Source organism: Microcystis aeruginosa LEGE 91341 (assembly GCF_015206885.1).
Classification (GTDB): domain Bacteria; phylum Cyanobacteriota; class Cyanobacteriia; order Cyanobacteriales; family Microcystaceae; genus Microcystis; species Microcystis aeruginosa_H.
On sequence record NZ_JADEXY010000005.1, the window covers coordinates 14931 to 38664 of the forward strand.

The 23734-nt window shown below is 43.0% G+C and carries 25 protein-coding genes; 11 read left to right on the forward strand and 14 right to left on the reverse strand.

Annotated elements, in window-relative coordinates; all coding sequences use genetic code 11:
- Nucleotides 1-81: 81 nt before the first annotated feature.
- Nucleotides 82-1548 (forward strand): glycolate oxidase subunit GlcD, encoded by a 1467-nt coding sequence (gene glcD, locus IQ234_RS01685; protein ID WP_185238522.1) that lies wholly within the window; start codon nt 82-84, stop codon nt 1546-1548.
- 29 nt (nt 1549-1577) lie between these two features.
- On the opposite strand, the gene IQ234_RS01690 is transcribed toward glcD, so the two are convergent.
- Nucleotides 1578-2342 carry a hypothetical protein gene (locus IQ234_RS01690; protein WP_193955790.1) on the reverse strand — a complete coding sequence of 255 codons (765 nt, stop codon included), beginning with the start codon at nt 2340-2342 and terminating at the stop codon, nt 1578-1580.
- A 79-nt stretch (nt 2343-2421) separates the two neighbouring features.
- Nucleotides 2422-3177, reverse strand: coding sequence for a creatininase family protein (locus tag IQ234_RS01695; protein WP_193955791.1), 756 nt, complete (start codon nt 3175-3177; stop codon nt 2422-2424).
- Between the two features lie 69 nt (nt 3178-3246).
- Between IQ234_RS01695 and IQ234_RS01700 the strand changes: the two genes are divergently transcribed.
- The 3 genes from IQ234_RS01700 (at nt 3247) to phoU (ending at nt 6165) form a co-directional block, all read left to right on the forward strand.
- Nucleotides 3247-3999: a response regulator transcription factor gene (locus IQ234_RS01700; protein WP_052275991.1), complete on the forward strand. Its 753-nt coding sequence runs from the start codon at nt 3247-3249 to the stop codon at nt 3997-3999.
- Between the two features lie 47 nt (nt 4000-4046).
- A complete protein-coding gene (locus IQ234_RS01705) occupies nt 4047-5366 on the forward strand; it encodes a sensor histidine kinase (protein WP_193955792.1) in 1320 nt (439 codons plus the stop codon).
- 130 nt (nt 5367-5496) lie between these two features.
- Nucleotides 5497-6165, forward strand: a complete 669-nt coding sequence (phoU, locus tag IQ234_RS01710) for a phosphate signaling complex protein PhoU (RefSeq protein ID WP_193955793.1) — start codon at nt 5497-5499, stop codon at nt 6163-6165.
- A gap of 49 nt (nt 6166-6214) precedes the next feature.
- Here phoU and IQ234_RS01715 read toward each other — a convergent pair whose 3' ends face one another.
- Nucleotides 6215-7084 carry an ABC transporter permease gene (locus IQ234_RS01715; RefSeq protein ID WP_193955794.1) on the reverse strand — a complete coding sequence of 290 codons (870 nt, stop codon included), beginning with the start codon at nt 7082-7084 and terminating at the stop codon, nt 6215-6217.
- A gap of 295 nt (nt 7085-7379) precedes the next feature.
- Here IQ234_RS01715 and IQ234_RS01725 point away from each other — a divergent pair, with 295 nt between their 5' ends.
- The 6 genes from IQ234_RS01725 to IQ234_RS01750 all read left to right on the forward strand — a co-directional run bounded on the left by IQ234_RS01725 (nt 7380) and on the right by IQ234_RS01750 (nt 13960).
- On the forward strand, nt 7380-7856 hold the full coding sequence (locus tag IQ234_RS01725; protein WP_110578922.1) for an NAD(P)H-quinone oxidoreductase subunit N: 477 nt from the start codon (nt 7380-7382) through the stop codon (nt 7854-7856).
- A gap of 202 nt (nt 7857-8058) precedes the next feature.
- Nucleotides 8059-9501, forward strand: coding sequence for a glutamate--tRNA ligase (gltX, locus tag IQ234_RS01730; protein ID WP_193955795.1), 1443 nt, complete (start codon nt 8059-8061; stop codon nt 9499-9501).
- Between the two features lie 261 nt (nt 9502-9762).
- The gene (locus IQ234_RS01735) at nt 9763-10845 is read left to right on the forward strand and encodes an ATP-dependent 6-phosphofructokinase (protein ID WP_193955796.1); all 1083 of its coding nucleotides are present in this window, start codon (nt 9763-9765) and stop codon (nt 10843-10845) included.
- A 130-nt stretch (nt 10846-10975) separates the two neighbouring features.
- A complete protein-coding gene (locus IQ234_RS01740; protein ID WP_193955797.1) occupies nt 10976-12388 on the forward strand; it encodes a DNA methyltransferase in 1413 nt (470 codons plus the stop codon).
- On the forward strand, nt 12361-13359 hold the full coding sequence (locus tag IQ234_RS01745) for a type II restriction endonuclease (RefSeq protein WP_193955798.1): 999 nt from the start codon (nt 12361-12363) through the stop codon (nt 13357-13359). Before IQ234_RS01740 ends, IQ234_RS01745 begins: the two co-directional genes overlap by 28 nt.
- 232 nt (nt 13360-13591) lie before the next feature.
- On the forward strand, nt 13592-13960 hold the full coding sequence (locus tag IQ234_RS01750; RefSeq protein ID WP_193955799.1) for an STAS/SEC14 domain-containing protein: 369 nt from the start codon (nt 13592-13594) through the stop codon (nt 13958-13960).
- 70 nt (nt 13961-14030) lie between these two features.
- Here the strand turns inward: IQ234_RS01750 and IQ234_RS01755 are convergent, their stop codons facing one another.
- Nucleotides 14031-14213 carry a hypothetical protein gene (locus IQ234_RS01755; RefSeq protein ID WP_228008319.1) on the reverse strand — a complete coding sequence of 61 codons (183 nt, stop codon included), beginning with the start codon at nt 14211-14213 and terminating at the stop codon, nt 14031-14033.
- Nucleotides 14214-14712: 499 nt separating this feature from the next.
- Nucleotides 14713-15699, reverse strand: coding sequence for an RNA polymerase sigma factor, RpoD/SigA family (locus IQ234_RS01760; protein WP_110578926.1), 987 nt, complete (start codon nt 15697-15699; stop codon nt 14713-14715).
- 688 nt (nt 15700-16387) lie between these two features.
- Here IQ234_RS01760 and IQ234_RS01765 point away from each other — a divergent pair.
- Nucleotides 16388-17812: a Ni/Fe hydrogenase subunit alpha gene (locus IQ234_RS01765; RefSeq protein ID WP_193955800.1), complete on the forward strand. Its 1425-nt coding sequence runs from the start codon at nt 16388-16390 to the stop codon at nt 17810-17812.
- A gap of 164 nt (nt 17813-17976) precedes the next feature.
- Here the strand turns inward: IQ234_RS01765 and IQ234_RS01770 are convergent, their stop codons facing one another.
- From IQ234_RS01770 to IQ234_RS20900, 9 genes are all read right to left on the reverse strand, one after another.
- Entirely contained in the window at nt 17977-18639 is a 663-nt protein-coding gene (locus tag IQ234_RS01770) for a Na(+)/H(+) antiporter subunit B (RefSeq protein ID WP_193955801.1), read from the reverse strand.
- Nucleotides 18639-19181, reverse strand: a complete 543-nt coding sequence (locus tag IQ234_RS01775) for a DUF4040 domain-containing protein (protein WP_002771877.1) — start codon at nt 19179-19181, stop codon at nt 18639-18641. Before IQ234_RS01775 ends, IQ234_RS01770 begins: the two co-directional genes overlap by 1 nt.
- 8 nt (nt 19182-19189) lie before the next feature.
- Nucleotides 19190-19459, reverse strand: coding sequence for a monovalent cation/H(+) antiporter subunit G (locus tag IQ234_RS01780; RefSeq protein ID WP_002752066.1), 270 nt, complete (start codon nt 19457-19459; stop codon nt 19190-19192).
- Nucleotides 19456-19707: a hypothetical protein gene (locus IQ234_RS01785; RefSeq protein ID WP_002771873.1), complete on the reverse strand. Its 252-nt coding sequence runs from the start codon at nt 19705-19707 to the stop codon at nt 19456-19458. The genes IQ234_RS01780 and IQ234_RS01785 overlap by 4 nt, the downstream gene beginning before the upstream one ends.
- Complete coding sequence (locus IQ234_RS01790) at nt 19704-20087, reverse strand: Na+/H+ antiporter subunit E (protein WP_002789095.1); 384 nt, start codon at nt 20085-20087, stop codon at nt 19704-19706. Before IQ234_RS01790 ends, IQ234_RS01785 begins: the two co-directional genes overlap by 4 nt.
- Complete coding sequence (locus IQ234_RS01795; protein WP_193955802.1) at nt 20084-21520, reverse strand: cation:proton antiporter; 1437 nt, start codon at nt 21518-21520, stop codon at nt 20084-20086. Before IQ234_RS01795 ends, IQ234_RS01790 begins: the two co-directional genes overlap by 4 nt.
- The gene (locus IQ234_RS01800) at nt 21517-21864 is read right to left on the reverse strand and encodes an NADH-quinone oxidoreductase subunit K (protein ID WP_002796737.1); all 348 of its coding nucleotides are present in this window, start codon (nt 21862-21864) and stop codon (nt 21517-21519) included. The genes IQ234_RS01795 and IQ234_RS01800 overlap by 4 nt, the downstream gene beginning before the upstream one ends.
- A gap of 678 nt (nt 21865-22542) precedes the next feature.
- Nucleotides 22543-23289: a hypothetical protein gene (locus IQ234_RS01805; RefSeq protein WP_193955803.1), complete on the reverse strand. Its 747-nt coding sequence runs from the start codon at nt 23287-23289 to the stop codon at nt 22543-22545.
- A 225-nt stretch (nt 23290-23514) separates the two neighbouring features.
- Nucleotides 23515-23655 (reverse strand): hypothetical protein, encoded by a 141-nt coding sequence (locus tag IQ234_RS20900; protein ID WP_228008320.1) that lies wholly within the window; start codon nt 23653-23655, stop codon nt 23515-23517.
- Nucleotides 23656-23734 lie beyond the last annotated feature (79 nt).

Consider the following 23734-nt stretch of genomic DNA (forward strand, 5'->3'; position numbering starts at 1 on the left):
TTTTAAAGCTTTATTTTGGGCTTTTTTGCTAAATTTTAACCTATAGAGCGATTTTATGGCGACTCCGCCGCCCTGAAACCTATGTTACTCAAAAATCCCCCGAAAATCTCCCCTAATCTGATCAAACAGCTAGAAACGATCCTTGGCAAAGATGGAGTTATCCGTCGCAAAGATGAATTATTAACCTACGAGTGCGATGGTATCACAGGATACAGACAAAGACCCGCTCTTGTGGTATTGCCCCGCAGCACCGCAGAAATTGCGGCGGTGGTGAAACTCTGTCACGATAACGAGATTGCCTGGGTAGCGAGGGGTGCAGGAACGGGCTTATCGGGGGGGGCGTTACCCTTAGAAGAGGGGATTCTCATCGTTACGGCGCGGATGAATCAGATTCTCAGGGTTGATTTAGATAATCAAAGGGTGGTGGTACAGCCCGGGGTGATTAATAATTGGGTGACACAAGCGGTAAGTGGGGCGGGATTTTATTACGCACCGGATCCCTCTAGTCAAATTATCTGCTCGATCGGTGGTAATGTGGCGGAAAATTCCGGCGGGGTTCACTGTTTAAAATACGGTGTCACTACCAATCACGTTATGGGCTTAAAAATCGTCCTTCCCGATGGTTCAATTATCGATGTGGGGGGGGCGGTGCCGGAACAACCGGGCTACGATTTAACCGGTTTATTTGTGGGTTCCGAGGGAACTTTAGGCATTGCCACGGAAATCACCTTAAGAATTCTGAAAACTCCGGAATCTATCTGTGTTTTACTGGCCGATTTTACCAGTATCGAGGCGGCGGGCCAAGCGGTGGCGGATATTATTAAATCGGGAATGATTCCGGCGGGGATGGAGATTATGGATAATCTCAGTATCAACGCCGTGGAAGATGTGGTGGCTACCGGCTGTTATCCCCGGGATGCCGAGTCGGTTTTATTAGTGGAATTGGATGGTTTAGGGGTAGAAGTGGCCAGTAATAAACATCGGGTTGCCGAGATTTGCCGTCAAAATGGGGCGAGAAATATCACCACGGCTAATGATGCCGAAACCCGCTTGAAACTCTGGAAGGGCAGAAAAGCGGCTTTTGCGGCGGCGGGGAAAATTAGCCCTAATTATTTTGTGCAAGATGGGGTGATACCGCGCACTCAATTGGTGTCTGTTCTTCAGGAAATTAAGGCTTTAAGTGAAAAATACGGTTATAAAATCGCCAATGTTTTCCACGCCGGGGATGGTAATTTACATCCGTTGATTCTCTACGATAACAGGGTAGAAGGGGCCTGGGCAGAAGTGGAGGAATTAGGCGGTGAAATTCTCAAACTTTGTGTGCGGGTTGGGGGCAGTTTATCAGGTGAACATGGTATCGGCATCGATAAAAATTGTTATATGCCCGCTATGTTCAACGAGATTGACTTAGAAACTATGGGCTATGTGCGGGATTGCTTTAATCCCAAAGGTTTGGCTAACCCAGGGAAATTATTCCCCACCCCGCGCAGCTGTGGGGAAGCGGCTAATGCCAAAATACAAGGGTTTGCGGGGGTGGATGTGTTTTAGGTTATCGGTAAGTATTGACTGATGACTGATTACAGTCCGGCTTGGGGTCCTAGGGGCAGATTGATATTAGAGGGGAAAACCTGGACTTGTCTTTCCAGAAAACGCTGAGTGACTAATTCTCGGAAAATCTCTAAGTCTTTTTGCCATTGTCCCAGATATTGTTTGAGCAGATTTAATCGATCGCTGCCCTCGGCCAGATTATAGTTAAAGTTGCCGGCAAATAATAATGCCGCTAAGGTTTGGCCATCAGGTAATTGCAATTTTGCCTCGTTAATCGCCACGGATAGCTGAGAGGTTTCTAACTGATAAAGTAGATTGATGCCGGCTTGTATAGGGGCTATACCGAAATTGAGCCAGGGACCGGGGGCCAGAAGAGTTTCGGTGATGTATTTTTTAGCGGCATCGGGGCTACTAGGGAGAGGAACAATACTTTTTGGGGCGATACTCAGGGCTTGATATTCGGCTAAAGGGAGTTTATCTAGATATAAACCGACAATTTCCGGCAGTTTCAGGTTCAGGCTATCGGGAGAGTTAATTATCTCCACAAAGGTAATTTTCCGGGGTTGGGCAACGATGCTGATGCCATTTTGAAAATTAACTTGAGCGTAATTAGGATTGAGTACCGGCTGGCCATTTAATTCCCAGTCGGGGGGAACTATTCCCGAATATTTGAGGAAATCAACCGTTAGCATGGCGGGATTAAGGCTTTTGGCTGTAATTGCGATGGAAAGTTCTTGTATTTCCCGCAAACTAACCAGAGGTTGATTGGAGTTATTGTCAGTGGTGGTAATCATCAATTTTCTCCTTGGATATTTAAGTTTTGTCTCTAGGGTTACAGTTAAATTATTCCGGGTCTCGGTGGCTTAGTCACTATCACTCAGACACAGGACAAGAGAGCCATTCCAGATAAGTATTACTCAATTCTTTCACGGCTAATTCATAGAACCTCTGACCGTGTTCGGGAGTTGCTAAAGCAGGATTAGAACCCATACGACCATCGGGGTAATTTTGGCGAAAATTAGCCGCACCGTAAATACCATGACCAGAAGCCACTTTTTCGGATAAAAAGGCGTTTTTACGGCTCTCAGGGTAAAGATACTGAGTTAATGCCACTTCACTCGGTGTAGCGTGGGAACCCTCCTGCTCTCCATACAATTCTTTGGCTAAAAGATAAACTTCTCGCACCATAAACCAATTGGCCACTTGACATTTAACCTCGTTTGTGTTAGGCAAATTGAGGGAATCCAAATGATAATAGGTTTCCGAAAAAGCGGCTTTTAGAGTGGCAATATTGCCCCCGTGACCATTAATGAAGAAAAATTGACGAAAACTGGCTCTAGCTAAACAAGTCACATAGTCGAGGATGACTTGAATCAAAGTGCTAGGACGAAGACTAATTGTACCGGGAAAAGCCGTGTGATGTAGGGCCATACCGACATTTAAGGTTGGTGCTACCATTGCTCCTACCTGTGTCCCTACTCCTTTAGCGATCGCCTCAGCACATAGAGCATCTGTACCAATAAGTCCCGTCGGCCCGTGTTGTTCCGTGGAACCGATAGGAATAATAATTCCCTGAGATTGTTCTAGATAGGATTCCACCTCTAACCAGGTGGATAACTGTAATAACATTCGGCTCTACCCCCCCGAGTGCAGGTTGACCAATTGAGATAAAATTAGGACGAATAATCAAGTATTTTTATGTTAACCCTTGACACCCCCCCCTTGTCGGCGAGTACGGATTTCGTTCCCAATCATCGGATTTTAATCGTTGAAGACGAAGAAGTGATTCGGGATATGATTATTTTGGCTTTGGAAGAAGAAGGTTATGAGGCGCTCGGTGTTAGTGATGGTCGCGCTGCTCTAGAATTACTGCAAAGTCAAGAATCTAATCACGGTGAATCTCGGTTTGATTTGGTCGTTTTGGATTTAATGCTACCCCAAATCAACGGTCTTGATATCTGCCGTCTGTTGCGCTATCACGGCAATATTATCCCGATTTTAATCTTAAGTGCTAAGGCCAGCGAAACCGATCGAGTTTTGGGTTTAGAAGTGGGTGCCGATGATTATCTGACTAAACCCTTTAGTATGCGAGAATTAGTCGCTCGTTGTCGCGCTCTGATTCGTCGTCAAGGATTTACTTCCCTTGCTGCTGCTCCCGTGCGAAAATTCCGCGATGTTTTTCTCTATACCCAGGAATGTCGGGTGACGGTGCGAGATGAAGAAATTAACCTTTCTCCTAAAGAATTCCGTCTCCTCGACCTATTTATGAGTTATCCGCGCCGAGTTTGGTCAAGAGAGCAGTTAATTGAACAAATTTGGGGACCAGATTTTTTAGGAGATACCAAAACCGTCGATGTTCACATTCGCTGGTTACGCGAAAAACTGGAAATCGATCCCAGTCAACCGGAATACCTGATTACTGTACGCGGTTTCGGTTATCGTTTTGGCTAGGTGAGCGATTATATTTTCAAGTTTAGCGATCGCCGCTTTCTGGGATAATGACTATTTTCGCTTTTATTTTCGGAGTAGTTTTAGGTTTGAGTATTTGTTATTGGCAAGTCTCACGCTTAAATGGAGAGTTAAAGCGAAACCTAAGCGCTCTCTCGGATTCGGTGGATTTATCGGCCTCTTTTCCCGTTACCTCCCTAGTGCGTCGAGAATTACAGTTTCTCTCCCAAAGTCTGCAAGAGCGAGAAAAGAGCTTAGAAATTCAGAAATCCTTGCTAGAACTAGCGCCGATCGCCTATCTTCATATAGATGCCGATAATCAACTGCTCTGGTGCAATCAACAGGCAATTAATCTCTTAAAACTTGATCGCTGGCAGCCAGATCAAGTGCGTCTGCTGCTGGAATTAGTGCGCTCCTACGAATTAGATCAATTAATTCAAGAAACTCGCCAAAAACAGAGTCCACAGGTGCAAACTTGGACTTTTTACCCGACTAATTATCCTGTCAACCCCATTAGCGATCGCCAAGTGATTGCTCCTAAATCGATTGCCTTGAAGGGTTACGGTTATCCGCTGCCGGAAGGTGAAATCGCTGTATTTATCGAAAATAGACAGCCTTTAGTAGAATTATCGCAAAATCGCGAGCGAGCTTTCTCTGACTTAACTCACGAGTTACGCACTCCCTTAACCTCCATTTCTCTGCTCACCGAAGCTTTACAAAAACGCCTGCAAGCTCCCGAAAGACGCTGGTTAGAACAAATGGGGAAAGAAGTGGAGCGTTTGAGTCAATTAGTCTGCGATTGGCTAGAAATCAGTGAATTACAAGCGGATGCGGGGCGATCTTTACAATACCAGATGATTAATCTAGAGGACTTAATCAGCGCTGCTTGGCAGACTGTCACCCCAATAGCCGCCCAAAAACAGATTAGCTTAGATTATTCCTCTCCGGTGGATTGGACGCTAGAAGTCGATCACTCTCGTCTGCTGCAAGTTTTCCTGAATCTCTTTGATAATGCCATTAAGTATAGTCCCGATCAGGGGAAAATTCGCCTAGAAATTCGGGAAATATCCGATACTATCGGGGAAAAATGGCTAAAAATTGACGTTATCGACAACGGGAAGGGATTTAACGAAGCGGATCTACCCTACGTTTTTGATCGCCTCTTTCGCGGTGATCCTTCCCGCACCCGTCAAAAACAAGGCAGCAAGGATCATAGTACCGGTTTAGGTTTATCGATTGCTAAAGAGATTATTCAAGCCCATGGCGGTTCGATCGTCGCTCAAAATGATCCTAACACCGGCGGCGCTCGCCTACAAGTCACTCTCCCCTGTCAAAAAAAGGAGGTGGGAATTATGAATTATGAATTATGAATTATGAATTGGGGAAGTGGGGAGAGGGGAGAAAAAAATCTGTCAAGTTCTCTAGACAACTGTACAAAATCGAAAATTTTCTTGTTATCACTGTAGAGAAAGAGTAGTTTTATGTTAAGCGAATCCGACCGTGAGCCTATCCAAAGAAACCAATCATCCCGATCGCACCTATTTCGCTCGTTCTCTCCAGCGATTGGAACAGGATGTGCTGAGAATGGGAACCTTGGTCGAAGAATCCTTTCGTCTTAGCCATCAATCCCTTTTTGCTAGGGATTTGGAAATGGCGAAAAAAATCCCCCACCTTGACAAGGAAATCGATCGCTACTACCGTCAAATCGAGTTAGATTGTGCCACTCTCATGACTCTACAGGCTCCCGTAGCCCAAGATTTGCGGCTTTTAAGTGCTTTTATGCAATTAGTGCGCGATTTAGAACGTATCGGCGATTATGCCAAGGATTTGGCGGAAATAGCTCTCAAATTATTCGCCTATACTCCCCACGATTGTATGAGTGAGATCGAGGCTATGTCCCACCATGCCCAGTATATGTTAGCCACGAGCCTTGTCGCCTTGGCTGACCTCGATCAAGAAGCGGGTTCAAAGGTCAAAGAACTAGATAATACGGTCGATCAAGCCTATGATTATCTCTATCACACTCTCGCCCATCAAAGAGATATTAAGGGTGTGGTGGAACCAATCCTGCTGATGGCTTTACTAATCCGTCATCTGGAACGCATGGCCGATCATGCCACCAATATCGCCCAAAGGGTATCCTACATCGTTACTGGACAGAGAGGCTGAGGGTGTGGAAGTTCCTGAGATGATTTCCCTCGAACTCTGGCCCTCGCTTTTAGCGTTTACGACTCAGGGGGTTTAAAATTTCACTTAACCCCTCTCCCAAGAGGGATAAACCCACCACCATCGTGGTCATTGCTAATCCGGGGAATAAAGTAGTCCACCAGATACCTGTAGATAAATCCGCCAAAGCTTCCTTGAGATCATGACCCCATTCCGGCACTTCTTCTGGTAATCCTAAGCCTAAAAAGCCTAAACCGCCTAAAACCAGGATCGCATCTGCTGCGTTGAGGGTAAAAAGAACCGGAACACTCTGGACGACATTAAAGAAAAGATATTTTGATAATATACGACCCGGTGTAGCCCCGATCGCTCGGGCTGCCTCGATAAATAACTCATTTTTAACGCTGGCGGTTTGATTTCTGACCACGCGAAAATATTGGGGAATATAGGCAATGCTAACAGCGATGGCGACATTGAGGATACCACGACCCAAAACGAAAGCCAGAGCCACCGATAATAATAACCCCGGCAAGGTGTAGAGGGTATCCATGAGAAAGAGGAGAACGCGATCGATCTTACCCCCCAAATAACCGCTAATTAGTCCTAAAGGAACCCCGATAACTAAAGATAATCCTGTGGCCAAAAATACCACGGACAAGGCCGCTCGCGCCCCGAATAGGGTGCGGGAAAAGACATCGTAACCGCGCACATTTGTCCCGAACCAATGGGCGTAACTGGGGGGTTGTAGGGGATAATTGCTTAAAATGTCGGTTGGATCCTGAATCAGTCCGATCGCTTGCAGAAGGGGCGAAAACAGGGCAATCAGGATAAAAATAATTGTCAATACCAACCCAACCCCTAGGAGCTTAGTGGTTAGGTTGGGTTTCAGAAAAGGATCGATCGGCAATTTAACAGGAGTCATCGACAAAATTTAGCCATTGCATAGAACGCTAATTGTACAAGAGCAGTGTTTTTTTCAGACAGCCGGGGCCGAAACGACCATAAACCAGAGCAAGACTGCTAAAGCTAAAACAGTTAGTTTAATCAGGACATAAAGCAGTCCGTTGGGATAAAGGAGATCGTGAAACATATTGCCTCCTCGGGAGAGAGTAGCGATTGTCTCTTTCTCATACTCTGATCTTAAGTCTTTTTCTGTTCACCTGACGCACAACTTAACAAAACGTGCGATTATAGGGAAAAAGATTTTTTTACTAGCTATGGCACTACTGACCACAGGAAAACCATTTATTCGCGATCTGGAACAATACGGTGCTTTAGGTGTTTACGCACCCTTAGAAGGGGGTTACGAGGGACGCTATCAAAGACGTTTACGAGCCACTGGTTACAATGTCCTGCATATCACCGCTAGAGGTCTGGGCGATTTAAGTGCCTATCTTACCGGCATTCATGGAGTCCGTCCCCCCCATTTAGGTAAAAAAAATATTGGTCGGGAAGCAGCCGTGGGACCGGTTTATTTTATTCCTCCCATTGCTACCTATCAATTGGAAAATTTACCTCCCAAATCTAAAGGTTTAGTGATTTGGATTATTGAAAGTTTTGTTTTATCCTCGCAAGAAAAACAATACTTAATTAATCTTAGTCAACAGGAACCCCGGTTAAAATTTGTCCTCGAATTGGGTGGGGAAAGATATTTCCGTTGGCAACCTTTGAGCAAATCTTTAATCGCTGCTTAAATTTCCCAAATAACACGGGTACTGAAAGATATCCCCCTCAACCCCTCTCCCCGGAGAGGGAGACTTCAATTTTTGAGAGTTTGTTGTTCCTTTCTCACCCTTTGGTAGCTATTTATTTAATTTTCTTAATTTCGAGAGTTGGTCTAGGGGAATTTGCAATAATATGGGATATCGTTGCCGCAAAAAACCTAGGAGTTAGATCGTGACAGTTAGAGTTCGTATTGCCCCCAGTCCCACGGGAAATTTACACATTGGAACAGCGCGCACAGCCGTGTTTAACTGGCTTTTTGCCCATCATCACCGGGGTAAATTTATCTTGCGCGTGGAAGATACAGATTTAGAACGTTCTCGACCCGAATATACTGAAAATATTCAAGCGGGCCTACAATGGTTAGGACTGAATTGGGATGAAGGTCCTTTTTTTCAAACTCAGCGCCTTAATTATTATCGTCAAGCTATTCAAACCCTGCTCGATCGAGGTTTAGCCTATCGTTGTTATTGTACCCCGGAAGAATTGGAAAAAATGCGGGAAGAACAAAAAGCCCGCAATCTTGCCCCCCGTTATGATAATCGTCATCGTTATCTCACCCCCGAACAACAAGCGGAATTCGAGCAAGCGGGGAGAAAAGCAGTAATTCGTTTTATTATTGATGACGATCGAGAAATTATTTGGCAGGATTTAATCCGGGAAAAAGTCATCTGGAAAGGTAGTGATTTAGGGGGGGATATGGTGATCGCTCGTACCTCGGAAAATGCCGAGGAAAACTTCGGTCAGCCTCTCTATAATTTAGCGGTAGTTGTTGATGATATTGATATGGCAATTACCCATGTTATTCGTGGGGAAGATCACATCGCTAATACGGCTAAACAAATTCTTTTATACGAAGCTTTAGGGGCAAAAGTGCCGGAGTTTGCCCACACTCCTTTGATCTTAAATCAGGAGGGTCGTAAGTTATCTAAACGGGATGGAGTCACTTCGATCGATGATTTCCGAAAACTGGGTTTTCTGCCGCAAGCTTTGGTTAATTACATGACTCTCCTCGGTTGGACTCCTCCCGATTCCACTGAAGAAATTTTTACCCTTGAAACGGCAGCTGAAGTGTTTAGTTTAGAACGGGTAAATAAAGCGGGGGCAAAATTTGACTGGACGAAATTGGATTGGATTAATAGTCAATATCTCCATCGTTTAACCGGTGAGGAATTAGTGCCTTTACTCCTTCCCTACTGGCAAGAAGCTGGGTATAATTTTGCTGCTGAAACCGATCGCGCTTGGTTGATCGATTTGGCTACTCTCATCGGTCCGAGTTTAACTCGTTTAAGCGATGCTGTCGCTGAAAGTCGCTTACTTTTAAACCCTGTGGCTAATTATAATCAGGAGGCTTTGAGTCAATTACAATTAGAGGGAGTTAAGGATATTATCAAGGATATTCTCGCCGCTATTACTCCCAATTTGACCGGAGAAGTTGCTAAGGGAATTGTGGAGACAACAACTAAAGCCCATCGGGTTAAAAAAGGTCTAGTGATGAAGTCTCTACGCGCCGCTTTGATGGGGGAGTTACACGGTCCAGATTTAATGCAGTCTTGGCTACTTCTTAATCAAAAAGGTTGGGATATATCCCGTCTTCAGCAAGCAGTAAATAGTTAAATTGATTGGCTATCAGTTATCAGAAAATTTCTCGTATATTAGGGTTGACAAATGCCCTAAGATTGCTATATACTTTCTAGTACAATGGGAATCCGTGTCGCCCTGCATACCCTGCTCGTGATCTATTACTGAGGGGACGGGGGCAAATTTTTCGGTTTTTTCCCCTAGCTGTCAGGGACGATCTAGAAACTTTCTTAATTTTTAGGCATTATCCGCAACTTTTCCCTAAATATAGATTTGTTAATCTCCTGACAAAAAGCTATGGGTGAAAAAAAACGAATTGGACTTCTCACCAGTGGTGGCGACTGTGCGGGTTTAAATGCCGCCATTCGTGCCGTTGTCCACCATGCCACTGGCAATTATGGCTGGGAAGTGGTGGGTATTCGAGAAGCAACTAACGGATTAGTTAGCCGTCCCCCCAAAACCACGATCTTTGATATTGAAGGAGTCGATCGCCTGTTAGTGATGGGGGGAACAATTCTCGGTACTACCAATAAGGGGGATCCCTTCGCTTTCCCGATGCCCGATGGAACCTTGATCGATCGCTCTCAGGACATCATCGACGGCTATCATAGTTTGGGACTGGATGCCCTGATCGGCATCGGTGGCGATGGTAGTCTGGCGATTTTGCGCCGTATTGCCCAACAGGGAGGCATTAATCTGATTGGTATCCCCAAAACCATCGATAATGATGTGGGAGCTACAGAAGTCTCCATCGGCTTCGATACAGCTACTAATATCGCCACAGAAGCCCTCGATCGCCTCCATTTTACCGCCGCTAGTCATAACCGGGTGATGATTCTAGAAGTTATGGGTAGAGATGCCGGCCATATCGCCCTGGCTGCCGGTATTGCGGGGGGGGCCGATATCATTCTCATTCCCGAAATTCCCTACCGATTAGAGAAGGTCTGCGAGAAGATCCGACAGCGGCAGCGTATGGATAAACAGTTTTCTCTGATTATTGTCTCCGAGGCTGTGCGTACCGAAACCGGCGATCGCCTAGTGCAAAAGGAAGCTTTAGGGGAAGATCGTCTAGGGGGGATCGGTCGCTATTTAGCTGAAGAAGTTGCCAGGGAAACTGGGGCCGAAACGAGAGTGACTTTCCTGGGCCACATTCAACGGGGGGGCATTCCTTCTCCAATGGATCGCTTACTGGGGGCGGCTTTTGGAGTGGCGGCCGTGGATTTGATCGCCAGGAGAGAATTCGATCGCATGGTGGCCTGGCAAAATCGGCAAGTGGTCAGTGTTCCCATTGAGGAGGCGATTAAAACCTATCGCATCGTCGATCTCGAAGAAACTTTAGTCAAAACCGCCAGGGGTTTGGGTATTTGTCTAGGGGATTGAGATTAAATCCAGGGGAATCGGTGCGAGAATTAACCCTTAAGTATCGCCCTTTCCCCACTGATTAAAATTACCAATCAAATAAAGATAAACTCTGATAATTATTTTTCGGCAATTTCGCCAGTAAACCTAAATGATTAATAGTTCGGTTAATGTAGCAGAAAGATTGTTAGAAATCAACGATCTCGATCGAGAATTATTTAATTATTTTCAAGACAAATTACTTGATTCTGAGCAATTATCTCGTACCTTAGTGAGTTTTCAAGGTAATAAGAACCAACCAGTTTATCGCTGGTATAAATATAAAGAGGGTTTTTCCGTTGATCTGATAGTTTATCTTCTAGAAAAATATGGTATCAAACAAGGAAAAATACTAGACCCTTTCGCTGGCAGCGGAACAACTCTATTTGCGGCGGCGGCTAGGGGTTTATCAGCAGATGGAATAGAACTATTGCCGATTGGACAGGAATTAATTATTACTAGACAAATTTTAGAAAATGGCTTAAATAGTGATGATATACATCGTCTAGAGTATTGCTCTAACCATAGCCTTTGGCAACAGGTAGATGACAAAGTTAAGTTATTAGAATTACCAATTACTCAAGGAGCATATCCCCAAGAAAATCAGGCTTGTATAGAAAGTTACTTAGGGTTGATTGCCAAAGAGAATGAGCGAGTGCAAGCGATCTTAAAATTTGCCTTACTTTCTATTCTCGAATCAATTAGCTATACTAGAAAAGATGGTCAATACCTCCGTTGGGATTATCGTTCTGGTAAACAACAGGGCAAAAATATATTTGACAAAGGAAAAATTTTAGACTTTAAAACTGCCCTACATAGCAAGTTACGAGAAATTCTCGCAGATTTAGAGCCTAGTCAGCAACAATTGGAACTTTTTTCTAGAGATTATCCTCGGGGAAAAATTCAACTATATCAAGGTTCTTGTCTTGAGATTTTGCCAGAGATTTCGTCAGAAAAATACGATTATATTATTACTTCTCCTCCTTATTGTAATCGCTATGATTATACTCGTATCTACGCTTTGGAATTGGCTCTGTTAGGAATAGATCAACTACAATTAAAACAATTACGTCAACAAATGCTTAGTTGCACTGTTGAAAATAAACCCAAAGAGTTACTAAAAATCAATGAACATTGGTCGCCAGCCATTGCCATAACTGATCGTCAAAAATTATTAGAAAGTATCCTAGGTTATTTAGAAGAATTAAAATCAAGCAAGGCCTTAAATAACCATGGTATTCCTCGGATGATTAGGGGGTATTTTCTGGAAATGTCTTGTCTAATTTATGAATGCTTTCGGGTTATGAAATCCTCGGGTATTTTCTGTATGATTAATGATAACGTGCGCTATGCGGGGGCTAGTATTTCTGTAGATTTAATTTTGTCAAAAATTGCCGAAGAAATTGGATTTAAAGTAGAAAATATTTTAGTAGTTCCTCAGGGAAAAGGTAATAGTAGTCAGCAAATGGGATGTCATGGTAGAGAATCTTTAAGAAAATGTATTTATGTGTGGAGAAAGCCTTAATGGAAAAACCCTATCTCTTGCATTTAAACCAAAGTTGTGATTTGGAGACTACCTATGAAGCTATCCGTTCAGGATTTATTGCTCTAGCCTTAGAAAAAAATCAGAGAGCTACTCCTTTAATTGCAGAAGCAAGAACCTTAAAAATTATTGCACAAACCGTAAACAATCCTAGAGATTTACTAAACATCCCAGATATTCAAGCGGCTTTATTAACTGCATCGGGAATTTCTGATAAAGCTAAAAATTATTTACATCCCCAAGACAAGGTAGAAGCAATTCAAGAATTAATTGTCAATTTTCTGGAACCTGCGGGGACTAATTTTGTCGAGGAGTTAGTCTATAGATTTCTATTGATTCGGGGTGACACTTTAGGAGGAATCATGAGAAACGCGGGTGGCTCCTTAGCTCAAAGTAAATTTACTCGTTCTCTATTAGCAACTTTAAGAGTAGCAGGAACTGCTTATGATTGGCTAAATTCTAGTAATAATCAATGGAGAGCAGCGGAAGAAATGACACCTAATCTAGAAATCTTGGTTAGAGGTGTTAGCTGGTTAAATAACAGCCAACCAAGAACAATAATTTATAATGTCAATGTTCCCATTGTTAATAACAACAATATTGATTTGTGCCTTTTAAAATGTGATTCGACGCAATTAGCTAATCAAAAAAACAAAAAACAAACCTTACAATCTGCTGATTTATACATTGCTTTGGGAGAATTGAAAGGTGGGATTGATCCCGCAGGAGCAGATGAACATTGGAAAACTGCTCGTACTGCTTTGCAGAGAATTGATGATGCTTTTAGAAAAATCTCTAAGCATCCTTATACTTTTTTTATCGGCGCTGCTATTGAAACAAAAATGGCTAGGGAAATTTATCAGCAATTAGAGACGAAAAAACTCACCAATGCCGCTAACTTAACCAATGATAATCAACTGGTTTCAATTATGCGTTGGCTATGCCATCTTTAACCTAGTTAACATCTAGAACATTACCCCTCAAATAAAGTCCAGTTGGGTTGGTTAGCAACGCATAAACCACCCAATTCTGATTAGATGGCAAGAAGAATTAACCAGCCTAATCTTTGTGTCTTTGTGTCTTTGTGGTTATTTTCTGCGATCGCTTGTTAATTTTCCCTCAATCTTGGTCTCATTATTTGTGATAGCATATAGTTAGACTTCGACCATTTGGAAGAGGCAAACTATGATAGATTATAATTTAGACGCGGCGCATAGCATTCTCTATATGCGACCTAAATCTGCACTTGCGGCGGAAGATTTTGTCAAGATTGCGGAGGCAGTGGATCCCCACATTGAAGCCACTGGTGGCCTTGCTGGCGTGATCATTGAAGTTCCCGATTTCACTGGTTGGGAGAGTTTTGGCGCCTTGGTCGCTCATTTCCGGCTGATACGCGACCATCACAAGTACGTCGGTAAAGTTGCAGTGGTGACTGATTCCACTCTGGTTAAACTGATTGAAAGTCTGGCTTCCCACTTTGTCTCGGCTGAAGTCAGGCAGTTCCCATGGGGGGAAACTGAGGTGGCGAACCAATGGATCTTGGGCGGTTCCTGATTCCCTTGCAGTACACTGACATCTCCAGCAATTAACCTCAATCTAGCCTGAATTTTGGAGATGTCTAATACTATAGCAATTCTCCCACTTGTGGAGTACAAAGTCTCTCAAGGCTATCGATCGCCGCTTGTTTTTGGGCATTAGTCGCCGCTTGAGTTGCTGCGGGGAAAGCAACGGCACCTGCCAGAGCAAAACCTAGAGCGATCTTGATTGAGTGACTCACTCGCCCAGAAGAGCCATATTTTTCATTCATTGTAATTATCTCTCTAATGATTTTTGTGTCCAATTAAAGCGGAACCGCTTACAGAGAAGATGTTCAAAACTGTAAATAGTTGAGTCTGGTTTATACGCCAGTCATCTCTTTATTTCAATGGTCAAGCAAAGAGATTTAAAGACTCAATTTATTCTTTAAATATTTCTCACTCAACTTGCATGAAGTATAGATAATTGAATTTTAAAAATCAAGCAAATTCATGAATTTTTTTAGTTAAATCTAAGTCTTTTTTTGGGTATATTTTATGAACAAAAATTGAAAAAACTACTCAGATTTTTTCTACAAAGTTGGACATATTTTTCAAGATTTTGTCAAGACGGGTTCAAATTGATATAAAAATTAACATTGTATCGATCTTGCAGTTAAGGATACTGGCAAAATTTACCGTTTTTTTGTTCAGGTTGGTTAAAAATTTAGCAATAATAAACGGAAAAAAAAGAGAGCGCAAGCTCTCTTTCTTGGTTATTTGCTAATTTTACTAACTAGCGACAATATATTCCTTGACGTTGGCCCGGCGACGGCGTAAATGAGCTAGGGCTTGGTGTTCTAATTGTCGGACTCGTTCCCGACTGATGTTCATTCTCTGGCCGATTTTGGCTAGGGATAACTCCTTGCCATCGGTTAAACCGAAACGGAGAGTAATCACTTCCCGTTGTTGGGGGGTTAATTCGGCCAGGAGATTGGCTAAGTCTTGCCGTAATAACTCTTGGGTGATGAAGGTATCGGGAGAAACTCCGCTATCTTCTAATAATTCCGACAATTCCGTATCTTGGTTATCGCCGACGCGCACATCAAGGGAGATGGGTTGACGAGCCATACTGAGATATTCGCGGATTTGAGCGGGTTCTAGCTCTAATTCCAGGGCAATCTCGGCGGGAGTGGCACTTCTCCCCAGTTTTTGGGCAAGTTCGCGCTGGGTTCTTTTGATTTTATTCAGTTTTTCGGTGATATGGATGGGTAAACGAATGGTGCGGGCCTGTTGAGCGATCGCACGGGTAATCGCTTGTCGAATCCACCAGTAGGCATAGGTAGAAAATTTATAACCTTTGGTGGGATCAAATTTCTCTACACCCCTTTCTAATCCCAGACTACCCTCTTGAATTAGATCTAGGAATTCCATGTTCCGCTTTTGATATTTTTTTGCGATCGCAACCACCAAGCGGAGGTTAGCTTCAATCATTTTCCGTTTAGCTCGATCGCCAGTTTTCAAGGCGCGATCCAGTTCATTTTCGCTTAAATTCACCGAATCCGCCCACTCCAAGTGCTGTGGTTCCCGTCCTAATTGTTTCGATAGTGCTTCTTTCGCTTCTAACAGGCTCATCATCCGTTGGACTTGTTTGCCGTAAATAATTTCTTGTTCGTGAGTTAGGAGGGGAACCCGCCCAATTTCGTGCAGATAGGTACGCACCATATCGGCATTGAGGGTGGGCTGTGGTTGAGTTTGGTTGGTTTTTGCTGTGGGCATTGGTTTGGTGGTGACTCCTTGACACAGAAAAAGTCTGTTACTATTCCGACTCGCGGGTGAGTCTGGCTTATCTGAAGTCGGTATGAGTTCGATTCGGAATTCCTTTGATTGTATCCTGTGCTTTTAGACGCAGACAATCCCCTAAAGGTTCAAAGCTAATTCATTCTTTGGTATGATGTTAAGTTTATCCTTTTTCTCCCAACATCCAGAACAAAAGTATTATAGCCTAGAACTATCAACTACAATCGCTTGTTTTTGGGTCGCTTTCTCCTGAATCCTCGGCAGTGCCGCTGATACTGTTAGGTAAGATTACAAGACAAAAAGTTGGTTTTCCCGATTAGTCATAAACAATTTGGCTGACTTCCGACCCTTTCACCCTCAGCTTTGAGAGGAATACTGACAGCCGAGAACCGACTTCTATATATATAATGACCGATCAACACCAGCAAAGTGAGATGTAATCATTGCGGATTTCCGAACTATTTTCTGTAGTATTTGCTACAAAATTTTAATTTTTTTTCCGATTCTCAATCGGAAAAAATTGTTATAAAAATTAGGATTGCTAGAGGGGTAATAACTATCATAGAGACAGCAGGGCGGAGATCGGGATAAATTATCGTTTAAACTAAGCTCGATCGCACTCTCCACAATGCCGTTCTGTGGAACTCCTGAACAATGAGGACTTACTATGACTAAAACCGTCGTTATCGATCCCGTCACCCGGATCGAAGGCCATGCCAAGATCTCGATTTTCCTTGACGATGGGGGGGAAGTGGATGACGTGCGTTTTCATGTGGTCGAGTATCGTGGTTTTGAGAAATTCTGCGAGGGACGGCCGATGTGGGAGATGGCGGGAATTACTGCCCGAATTTGCGGCATTTGTCCCGTTAGTCACCTACTTTGTGCCGCCAAAACCGGCGATAAAATTCTAGCGGTGCAAATCCCCCCTGCGGGTGAAAAACTGCGGCGCTTGATGAATTTGGGACAATTAACCCAATCCCATGCTTTAAGCTTTTTTCATCTTAGCAGTCCCGATTTTCTGCTTGGTTGGGAAAGTGATCCCGCTAAACGGAATGTTTTCGGTTTAATTGCCGCCGATCCCGACCTAGCGCGAGCAGGCATCCGTTTACGTCAATTTGGACAGAAAGTTATTGAACTTTTGGGCGCCAAAAAAATTCACCCCGCTTGGTCTGTACCGGGGGGTGTGCGTTCTCCCTTGAGCGAAGAGGGGCGACAATGGATTAAAGAAAGACTGCCGGAGTCTAAAGCGACTCTTTACACGGCTTTAAACCTGTTTAAAGGACTTCTGGACAATTTAACCACAGAAATCGCCGCTTTTGGTAATTTCCCTTCTCTGTTTATGGGATTGGTCGGTAAACGGGACGAGTGGGAACACTACGGCGGTCATATTCGTTTTACCGATAGTCAAGGCAATATCGTGGCCGATAACCTGAGCGAAGACAATTATCGCGATTATATCGGCGAATCGGTAGAAAAATGGTCTTATTTGAAGTTTCCCTACTATAAACCCCTCGGTTATCCCAAGGGTATCTATCGAGTTGGTCCGTTGGCCCGCTTAAATGTTTGTTCCCATTTTGGCACGGAGGGGGCGGATATTGAGTTACGCGAATATCGCCATCGGGTCGGTGGTGTAGCAACCTCTTCTTTTTACTATCATTATGCTCGTTTAGTGGAGATTTTGGCTTGTTTAGAACAGATTGAACGTTTAATCGACGATCCCGACATAGTTTCTCAACGCTGCCGGGCCGAAGCAGGAATTAATAATCTGCAAGGGGTGGGAGTTAGTGAAGCGCCCCGGGGTACTTTATTCCATGATTATAAAGTGGATGAAAATGGTTTGATTGAAACGGTGAATTTAATTATTGCCACGGGTAATAATAATTTGGCCATGAATCAAACGGTGAAACAAATCGCCCAACATTATATCCATGGTGGCGAAATTCCCGAAGCGATGTTAAACCGCGTAGAAGCGGGTATTCGTTGCTATGATCCCTGTTTAAGTTGTTCCACTCACGCTATGGGACAAATGCCGCTACAGCTAGAGTTAGTTAATGCAGCCGGTGAGGTGATTAATACTCGACAAAGGGGTTAATTATCTAAGTTGTTAGGGTGTTAGGAAATAAGTCCAATTTCTCCTAACACCCAGGGCTATTTCATCCTAGATGATATAACATTGAGGTAAAATAAAAACCAATAGAATATAGTCATTTTTTAATAACCAGATTTAGTATTAATTGAAATAACTATATTAACCTCTCACAATAAACCGCGATAACGGATAAAAACGAGGATTACTGCCCAGGAACCTAAAGCTACTTTAACGGCGACTAAAATGTTTAGTATCGGTAAAATGCCGCCACTAAATAGTGCTCCTAATTCCCCGTGGGGTAACTCAAATCCTGAGAGAGTAATGGCGGCTAAAACAATAAAAACTAAGACGGAAATTTTTTCCCATGTTGCCGCTTGCCAACGGCGATAAATTGCTTGCATCCATTCGGGAGACGAGGTAATTGCTATTAAACCAATTGCCGTACCTCCGGCGACTCCGGCGGCAAAACCTCCCCCCGGACTTAAATGGCCGCGGATAGCTAATTCAATGCCCACTAAAGCGGCAATTGTTGACCCCAAACGGGCTAAAATAATTGAAGGTTGGTCGGTAAATTGATGGATTTTACTGGCGGGTTTTTCCGTGGCTAAAAGAAAATTTGCCCCCATAATGGCAATGGTAAAAACAACCACTTCATAGATGGTATCGTAAAGACGATTACGAAAAATAACCACCGAAACCGCATTAGGAACACCACCGTCGCGCACCAGCGATTCAACAATTTCTAAGGATGATATAGAGGAAGCAGTATTGGGAATAATTACCATTTTGATAGCGAAGGCAATGGCGGCTAGAGTATAAATCAGTTTCATTAGTGTTTCTCCTCTAATTTTGGGGTTTCAATACAGGTTAAAATCGTGTTGGCTGCCGTTAATTCATTTTTAAAAATATCGTAGAGATAGGGTAATCTAATTGTGGTTTCGTAGGGGATAGTTTCTGGATTGTCTTGACGGATACAGACGGCATGAACATCCTTATCCATAAGTGCCTGTTGCAAAGCTTGTTTATCACTGTAGGCAACTAATTCTAAACGCATAAAACGTTTACTTAAAACCGTTTGTAGTTGAGTTTTTAACTGTTCTAAAACTGTATCGGTTTCCTCGGCAATTACTCCTAAACGCATCACTAAAGAGGAACGAATCGCCACCGCGTAGAGAGTTACGGCTAACATGGTTCCCATCAAAGCTTCGGTTAAAGATACATCTGCTGCCCCTAATAAAGCATAAACTAAAGCGGCTATTGCCCCTAAAACCCCGCGAATTACTAAAGCTTGGTAGGGATTAGATTGTAACATCACCATCGCCGCAGTTAAAGGCAAGAGGGCAACAATAACATAGAGATAACTTTCATTCATCTTTAATTTTACTCTCGATCGCTAGAAGTATAAGCTAAAACGTAGCCTAACATGGTGTTCCAAATTGCCAGGGAAATTATTGCCAATAATAATAAAGGCCAATTTTGGGGAACTTTCAAAAGTAGCCCGAAAATAATCGCCATGGAACCCAAAGTATCAGCGACAGATAGACCGTGTAATTTATATAATACCGAGCGCTTGTCTAAAAGATGCGCCGTTCCCCAAAACCAGAAAAAAACTCCGATAGCGATGCAGATATAACTGAAAATGTCAATCATGATTCGTTCAGTCGTTTAAGAATTTGTGCTAATAACATAAATCCGGCATTACCGACACTGAGAATAATCACTGCTACCACTCCAATCATCCAATCATCCCGCAGAACTGACACCACTAGAATAATAATCGATGATTTACTGGAAGCACTGGCAAAGGCGGCCATTTTTTGCCAGATGTCATCATTTCTTGCTACTTCATAAAGGGGAATTAATAAAGCGACAATCATGGCAATGAGAACAATATTCATCCCTGTTGACTCCGTTTAATTACATGAACTTCATAACCCTCATTTTCCTTGTATTCGGTGACGATAGTTTTCGGGGTAAAGGTAATGAGAAATATATCCCAAAAAGCTAATCTGGGTGAACGTTTACCCGAAATTCTCTCGAAAATAATTTCTTCTTCCTTGTGGGGACGAAAGATAATTTCAAACGCTTCTTTATAAGCTTGGGGAATAGCCATAAAAACTTTAATTATTACCTTTAACCAATCGCCTAAAGTTTCGCTAGAGGCGAAATTACGGGGCAAAAGAAAAGCAATAGCCACCCCGATCATAATATTAGCGGGGGTAAAATTAGCGGTGAGTAAAAACCACATAGTTAAACGCAGAATTATATGTCCGATCATGCCAATACCATCCAAAATAATAGAACTAACATTATACTCATCATACCGATGAGATTATCAAATTGTTCCCATGCGCGCGATAATTTTAGAGATAACTTTTTGAAAACTCCCAGATATAACCACCACCCGGCACCGATGACAGCTAAAGCTTTGATAATATTGGGTAGATTATAAGCCTCAACATAGACAGCATTGGATAAAAATAGGGCGGCAAGGAGTAGAATTATTGCTATCCAGAAACCGATAGTTAGCTTCTGTTTACTTTCGCCACCCGCATGGGGTAAAAAGATAAATTTAGCAAAGGAAATCGCCGTACCCACCGCCACAAGATTGATCATAATTTCTTGCCAGGGGACTAAATTTTTCATCGTTAACGCTTTTGCGCCAAAACCGGATAATAGGGGGAATCCAGAGATAGAAAAACTAGCAACCACTAGGGCAATCCAGAGGGAATTAGGGAGCGATTGTTGCTGTAATTCTTTAAAATTGCGACTGGGTAAAACTCCCGCTAACAGAAATAGGCAAGATTTAACTAAACCGTGGGTAAGGGTATAAAAACCACTGACTACCGGGGCGGCTAAAATAAAACCTAATTGGGAAATAGTATGGAAGGCTAACATCCGCTTGCTATCCTTTTCAAACACTGCGTAGGATACGCCAAAAATCGCCGTTAGCACCCCTAAAAGCCGAATTAGTCCATCCAAATCCTCTAGGATTAAAGCACAGCGCAGGAGGGGAAAAATGCCAGCTTTTACCACCACCCCCGACATCAGCGCCGAGACAGAGGTTTCCGATTCCGAGTGTGTCATCGGTAGCCATAATCCCGAGACAAAGATTCCCCCTTTGACTAATAATCCCATGAAGATTAAAGCCAAGGCTTCGGGAGGTGCGCCCTTTAAACCAGCAAAAGCAAAGGAATTATTGGCTTTATAGACTAAAACTGCGCCAATAAGGTAAAATAACATCGCCACATTGCTGATAAACAGATAACGCAGGGCAACCCAGAGAGAGCGATCGCTGCGAGGATAGGCAATCACCAGAAAAGCGGCAATACTAATTACTTCTAAGGCAACGTAAACGCTAATAAAATCTTCACAGACGAAGACAGAATTAATGCTGCCGTGGAGAATGATAGCTTGAGCGTAAAAAAAGGCGGTTTTGCTACTTTCCCAGTTATAAAAAATAACTGCCATCGTCACTAGGGCATTGGTGAGGATAAAATAGGCACTTAACTGATCGGCTACCAGTTTCACGCCATAATTATCCAGTAGGTTGAGGGTTATGGGGGAGGATTGGCTAAATAAAAGGAGAGAATAGGCGAGAGAGATAATAGTGGCGGCGAGAGCCAGATATTTGTCTAATCGCGGCAATAAATAGATGATAAAGCCGATCAAAAAGGGTAAACTTATCCAAGCGATCGTTAAAGTATTCATGGTGTATTATTTTTTTCTATCTCACTGCTGTCGAGGGTGGGGTTATCTTTGGCTAATTTCATCACTCCCACCAGCATTAACGCCTGAATCGAAAAACCGATGACGATCGCTGTTAAAATCACTGCTTGGGGTACAGGATCGGCGTAATTTTGCTGTTTAACTGTACCGAGGATGGGAGTAAATAAACCGTCACGGGAAGAAATCACCACATAGTAGGCGATAACGCCGGTACTCATGACATCCATGGCGATAATCTTCATGATTAAGTTTTTTTTCAGGAATGTTCCTAAAAATCCGCACAAAACGGTGGCAAATACAAACAACTCTAGCAGGGGAATCGTCACTGGGCTTCTTGATTAGATTTGGTTATGAGTCAAAATACTTTTTCTAATTATCCTCGATCGAGTCCCAATTGATCAAAAAATTCTCAAGATTATGGGGGGAATTTTCGGGCAGCAAATAGATTGCCTTGGATCTATAAGTATTATTGAAAAAATGAAAGCAAGTGGCTTCGCTTTAATAATGTATATCTTGCCAGAGAGCGCAATCATACTAAATCCGTTGAGCATAGGCTACTTATGAGGACAGGCAATAGGCAAAAGGGGGAATAAATAATCATTCTTTAATAACCAGATTTAGTATCAGTAATGTTGTGAAAATCTTTGATATTTTTGGTTGCAATAATAACCCGAAGCTCTCCCGCCCGTCCGCTTCATCAACTTGTTAGTATTTGTGTAAGAATAACCTGAACAATTGTTATAGGAAAGATAGATTCACACTACATTTCATACTAAATCCGTTGAGTATAGGCTACTTATGAGGAGAGGCACTCATGCAAGAGGCAAGAGGCAAAAGGGAGAATAAATAATCAGTTTTTAATAACCGGATTTAGGATTATTCATAGTCAAACTTCCGATACGTCCCCACTGAGGACTCAGCAGGCTAACGTTGCCCATCACCCGCCGCAGATAGCCTTGAACAATTAACAGAAGCCTTTTAACGGTCGGTGTGCATTGGGTTTGTTATGCGAGCGTCCTGCGGGAAAGCAAATGAGCGCATCGATTGCCGAGTTCCTCCCGAAGTCGATTTGATACTCCATAGGACGATTGTATGTTGATCGTCCAAGCGATGACGCGAATTCTATCATTGAACCAACCATTGAAAAGCTCAATGTCGTGCTTGTGGAATCCCTTAATCGCCTCAGATTCTTGCCACCTAATGTCAAACGATTGACGGAAATGAGTTAGAACGCCACGACCATTGATCAGAATGCAATCAAGTTGTGAATCCAACATTTGTTGATGCAAAAAGCTTACATCGTTCTTAAGCAGTTGCTTTTTAACATCTGACTCCAGACCACTCCAAACAGGATAAGTAGCCCATTGTACCAAATCAAGATGACAAGCAGTATTGTCGTAGTAGGATCCTCCACAGAGCCGAAGAATTGCATCTAGCTGGTCAAACCACTTCCTGTACGGGTTACGGTGAAAGTAAGTATTGCAATCGTTGACGATTGTTTGTATATCGGAATCACTCGCATCTTCAATCGAGGTAAGACCAAGAGAAATGTTCGTCGATAGACGGCGGTCTTCGTCAGATAAAAGATTGCCATTTGCGTCAACAAATTCTGCGCGGCTTGGATTCAAGCCAAGTGTCGCTATTCTAGCAGTTTGAGCATTTCCGAAAGCTATAACTGGTGTTGATTGCGGGACAACAAACTCACCGGGGAGGGGTTGGCGAATTCTTGAAGTAATATATTCAGCTACCATGTATTTCGTGAAATAACCTTTACCGCATAACTATATTATTATAGTGACATTTTCCGTCTAATCAACTCCTATTGATAAACTTCTGTACATAACTTTTGATCTTCTGGCCAGTCTTCACCGATCGGGGTTACTAATAAGCTTAAAATGTTAGAGTCCAGAATTACAATCACTCTTTTAATCCCATCCCTTAACTTTTCTCAGATTTTCTAACTGTTCTAAGCGAGATTATGCCCATGCGATCGCTGGCTGATTTTTTTGTTTCTGCACTTGATCGGTATCGGATTTATTCGACGTATAAAAGTCTGTCCAATTGAGAGGTTTAGTTTCTTGATTTTCGTATTCTTGTATTTGCCAGAGGATTGCCATAGCCGTATGCTTTAAAGAGATTAAAACTTGCTTAAACTGACTTGTTTTCTCTGGTTGCAAGCTAGGATCATTTAAAAAA

What these genes read in the sequence shown, in the direction of transcription:
- glcD (WP_185238522.1), top strand. Translation starts at nt 82, where the DNA reads ATGTTACTCAAAAATCCCCCGAAAATCTCCCCTAATCTGATCAAACAG.
- IQ234_RS01690 (WP_193955790.1), bottom strand. Translation starts at nt 2,342, where the DNA reads ATGATTACCACCACTGACAATAACTCCAATCAACCTCTGGTTAGTTTG.
- IQ234_RS01695 (WP_193955791.1), bottom strand. Translation starts at nt 3,177, where the DNA reads ATGTTATTACAGTTATCCACCTGGTTAGAGGTGGAATCCTATCTAGAA.
- IQ234_RS01700 (WP_052275991.1), top strand. Translation starts at nt 3,247, where the DNA reads ATGTTAACCCTTGACACCCCCCCCTTGTCGGCGAGTACGGATTTCGTT.
- IQ234_RS01705 (WP_193955792.1), top strand. Translation starts at nt 4,047, where the DNA reads ATGACTATTTTCGCTTTTATTTTCGGAGTAGTTTTAGGTTTGAGTATT.
- IQ234_RS01715 (WP_193955794.1), bottom strand. Translation starts at nt 7,084, where the DNA reads ATGACTCCTGTTAAATTGCCGATCGATCCTTTTCTGAAACCCAACCTA.
- IQ234_RS01725 (WP_110578922.1), top strand. Translation starts at nt 7,380, where the DNA reads ATGGCACTACTGACCACAGGAAAACCATTTATTCGCGATCTGGAACAA.
- IQ234_RS01735 (WP_193955796.1), top strand. Translation starts at nt 9,763, where the DNA reads ATGGGTGAAAAAAAACGAATTGGACTTCTCACCAGTGGTGGCGACTGT.
- IQ234_RS01740 (WP_193955797.1), top strand. Translation starts at nt 10,976, where the DNA reads ATGATTAATAGTTCGGTTAATGTAGCAGAAAGATTGTTAGAAATCAAC.
- IQ234_RS01745 (WP_193955798.1), top strand. Translation starts at nt 12,361, where the DNA reads ATGTATTTATGTGTGGAGAAAGCCTTAATGGAAAAACCCTATCTCTTG.
- IQ234_RS01750 (WP_193955799.1), top strand. Translation starts at nt 13,592, where the DNA reads ATGATAGATTATAATTTAGACGCGGCGCATAGCATTCTCTATATGCGA.
- IQ234_RS01755 (WP_228008319.1), bottom strand. Translation starts at nt 14,213, where the DNA reads ATGAATGAAAAATATGGCTCTTCTGGGCGAGTGAGTCACTCAATCAAG.
- IQ234_RS01760 (WP_110578926.1), bottom strand. Translation starts at nt 15,699, where the DNA reads ATGCCCACAGCAAAAACCAACCAAACTCAACCACAGCCCACCCTCAAT.
- IQ234_RS01765 (WP_193955800.1), top strand. Translation starts at nt 16,388, where the DNA reads ATGACTAAAACCGTCGTTATCGATCCCGTCACCCGGATCGAAGGCCAT.
- IQ234_RS01770 (WP_193955801.1), bottom strand. Translation starts at nt 18,639, where the DNA reads ATGAAACTGATTTATACTCTAGCCGCCATTGCCTTCGCTATCAAAATG.
- IQ234_RS01775 (WP_002771877.1), bottom strand. Translation starts at nt 19,181, where the DNA reads ATGAATGAAAGTTATCTCTATGTTATTGTTGCCCTCTTGCCTTTAACT.
- IQ234_RS01780 (WP_002752066.1), bottom strand. Translation starts at nt 19,459, where the DNA reads ATGATTGACATTTTCAGTTATATCTGCATCGCTATCGGAGTTTTTTTC.
- IQ234_RS01785 (WP_002771873.1), bottom strand. Translation starts at nt 19,707, where the DNA reads ATGAATATTGTTCTCATTGCCATGATTGTCGCTTTATTAATTCCCCTT.
- IQ234_RS01790 (WP_002789095.1), bottom strand. Translation starts at nt 20,087, where the DNA reads ATGATCGGACATATAATTCTGCGTTTAACTATGTGGTTTTTACTCACC.
- IQ234_RS01795 (WP_193955802.1), bottom strand. Translation starts at nt 21,520, where the DNA reads ATGAATACTTTAACGATCGCTTGGATAAGTTTACCCTTTTTGATCGGC.
- IQ234_RS01805 (WP_193955803.1), bottom strand. Translation starts at nt 23,289, where the DNA reads ATGGTAGCTGAATATATTACTTCAAGAATTCGCCAACCCCTCCCCGGT.
- IQ234_RS20900 (WP_228008320.1), bottom strand. Translation starts at nt 23,655, where the DNA reads ATGGCAATCCTCTGGCAAATACAAGAATACGAAAATCAAGAAACTAAA.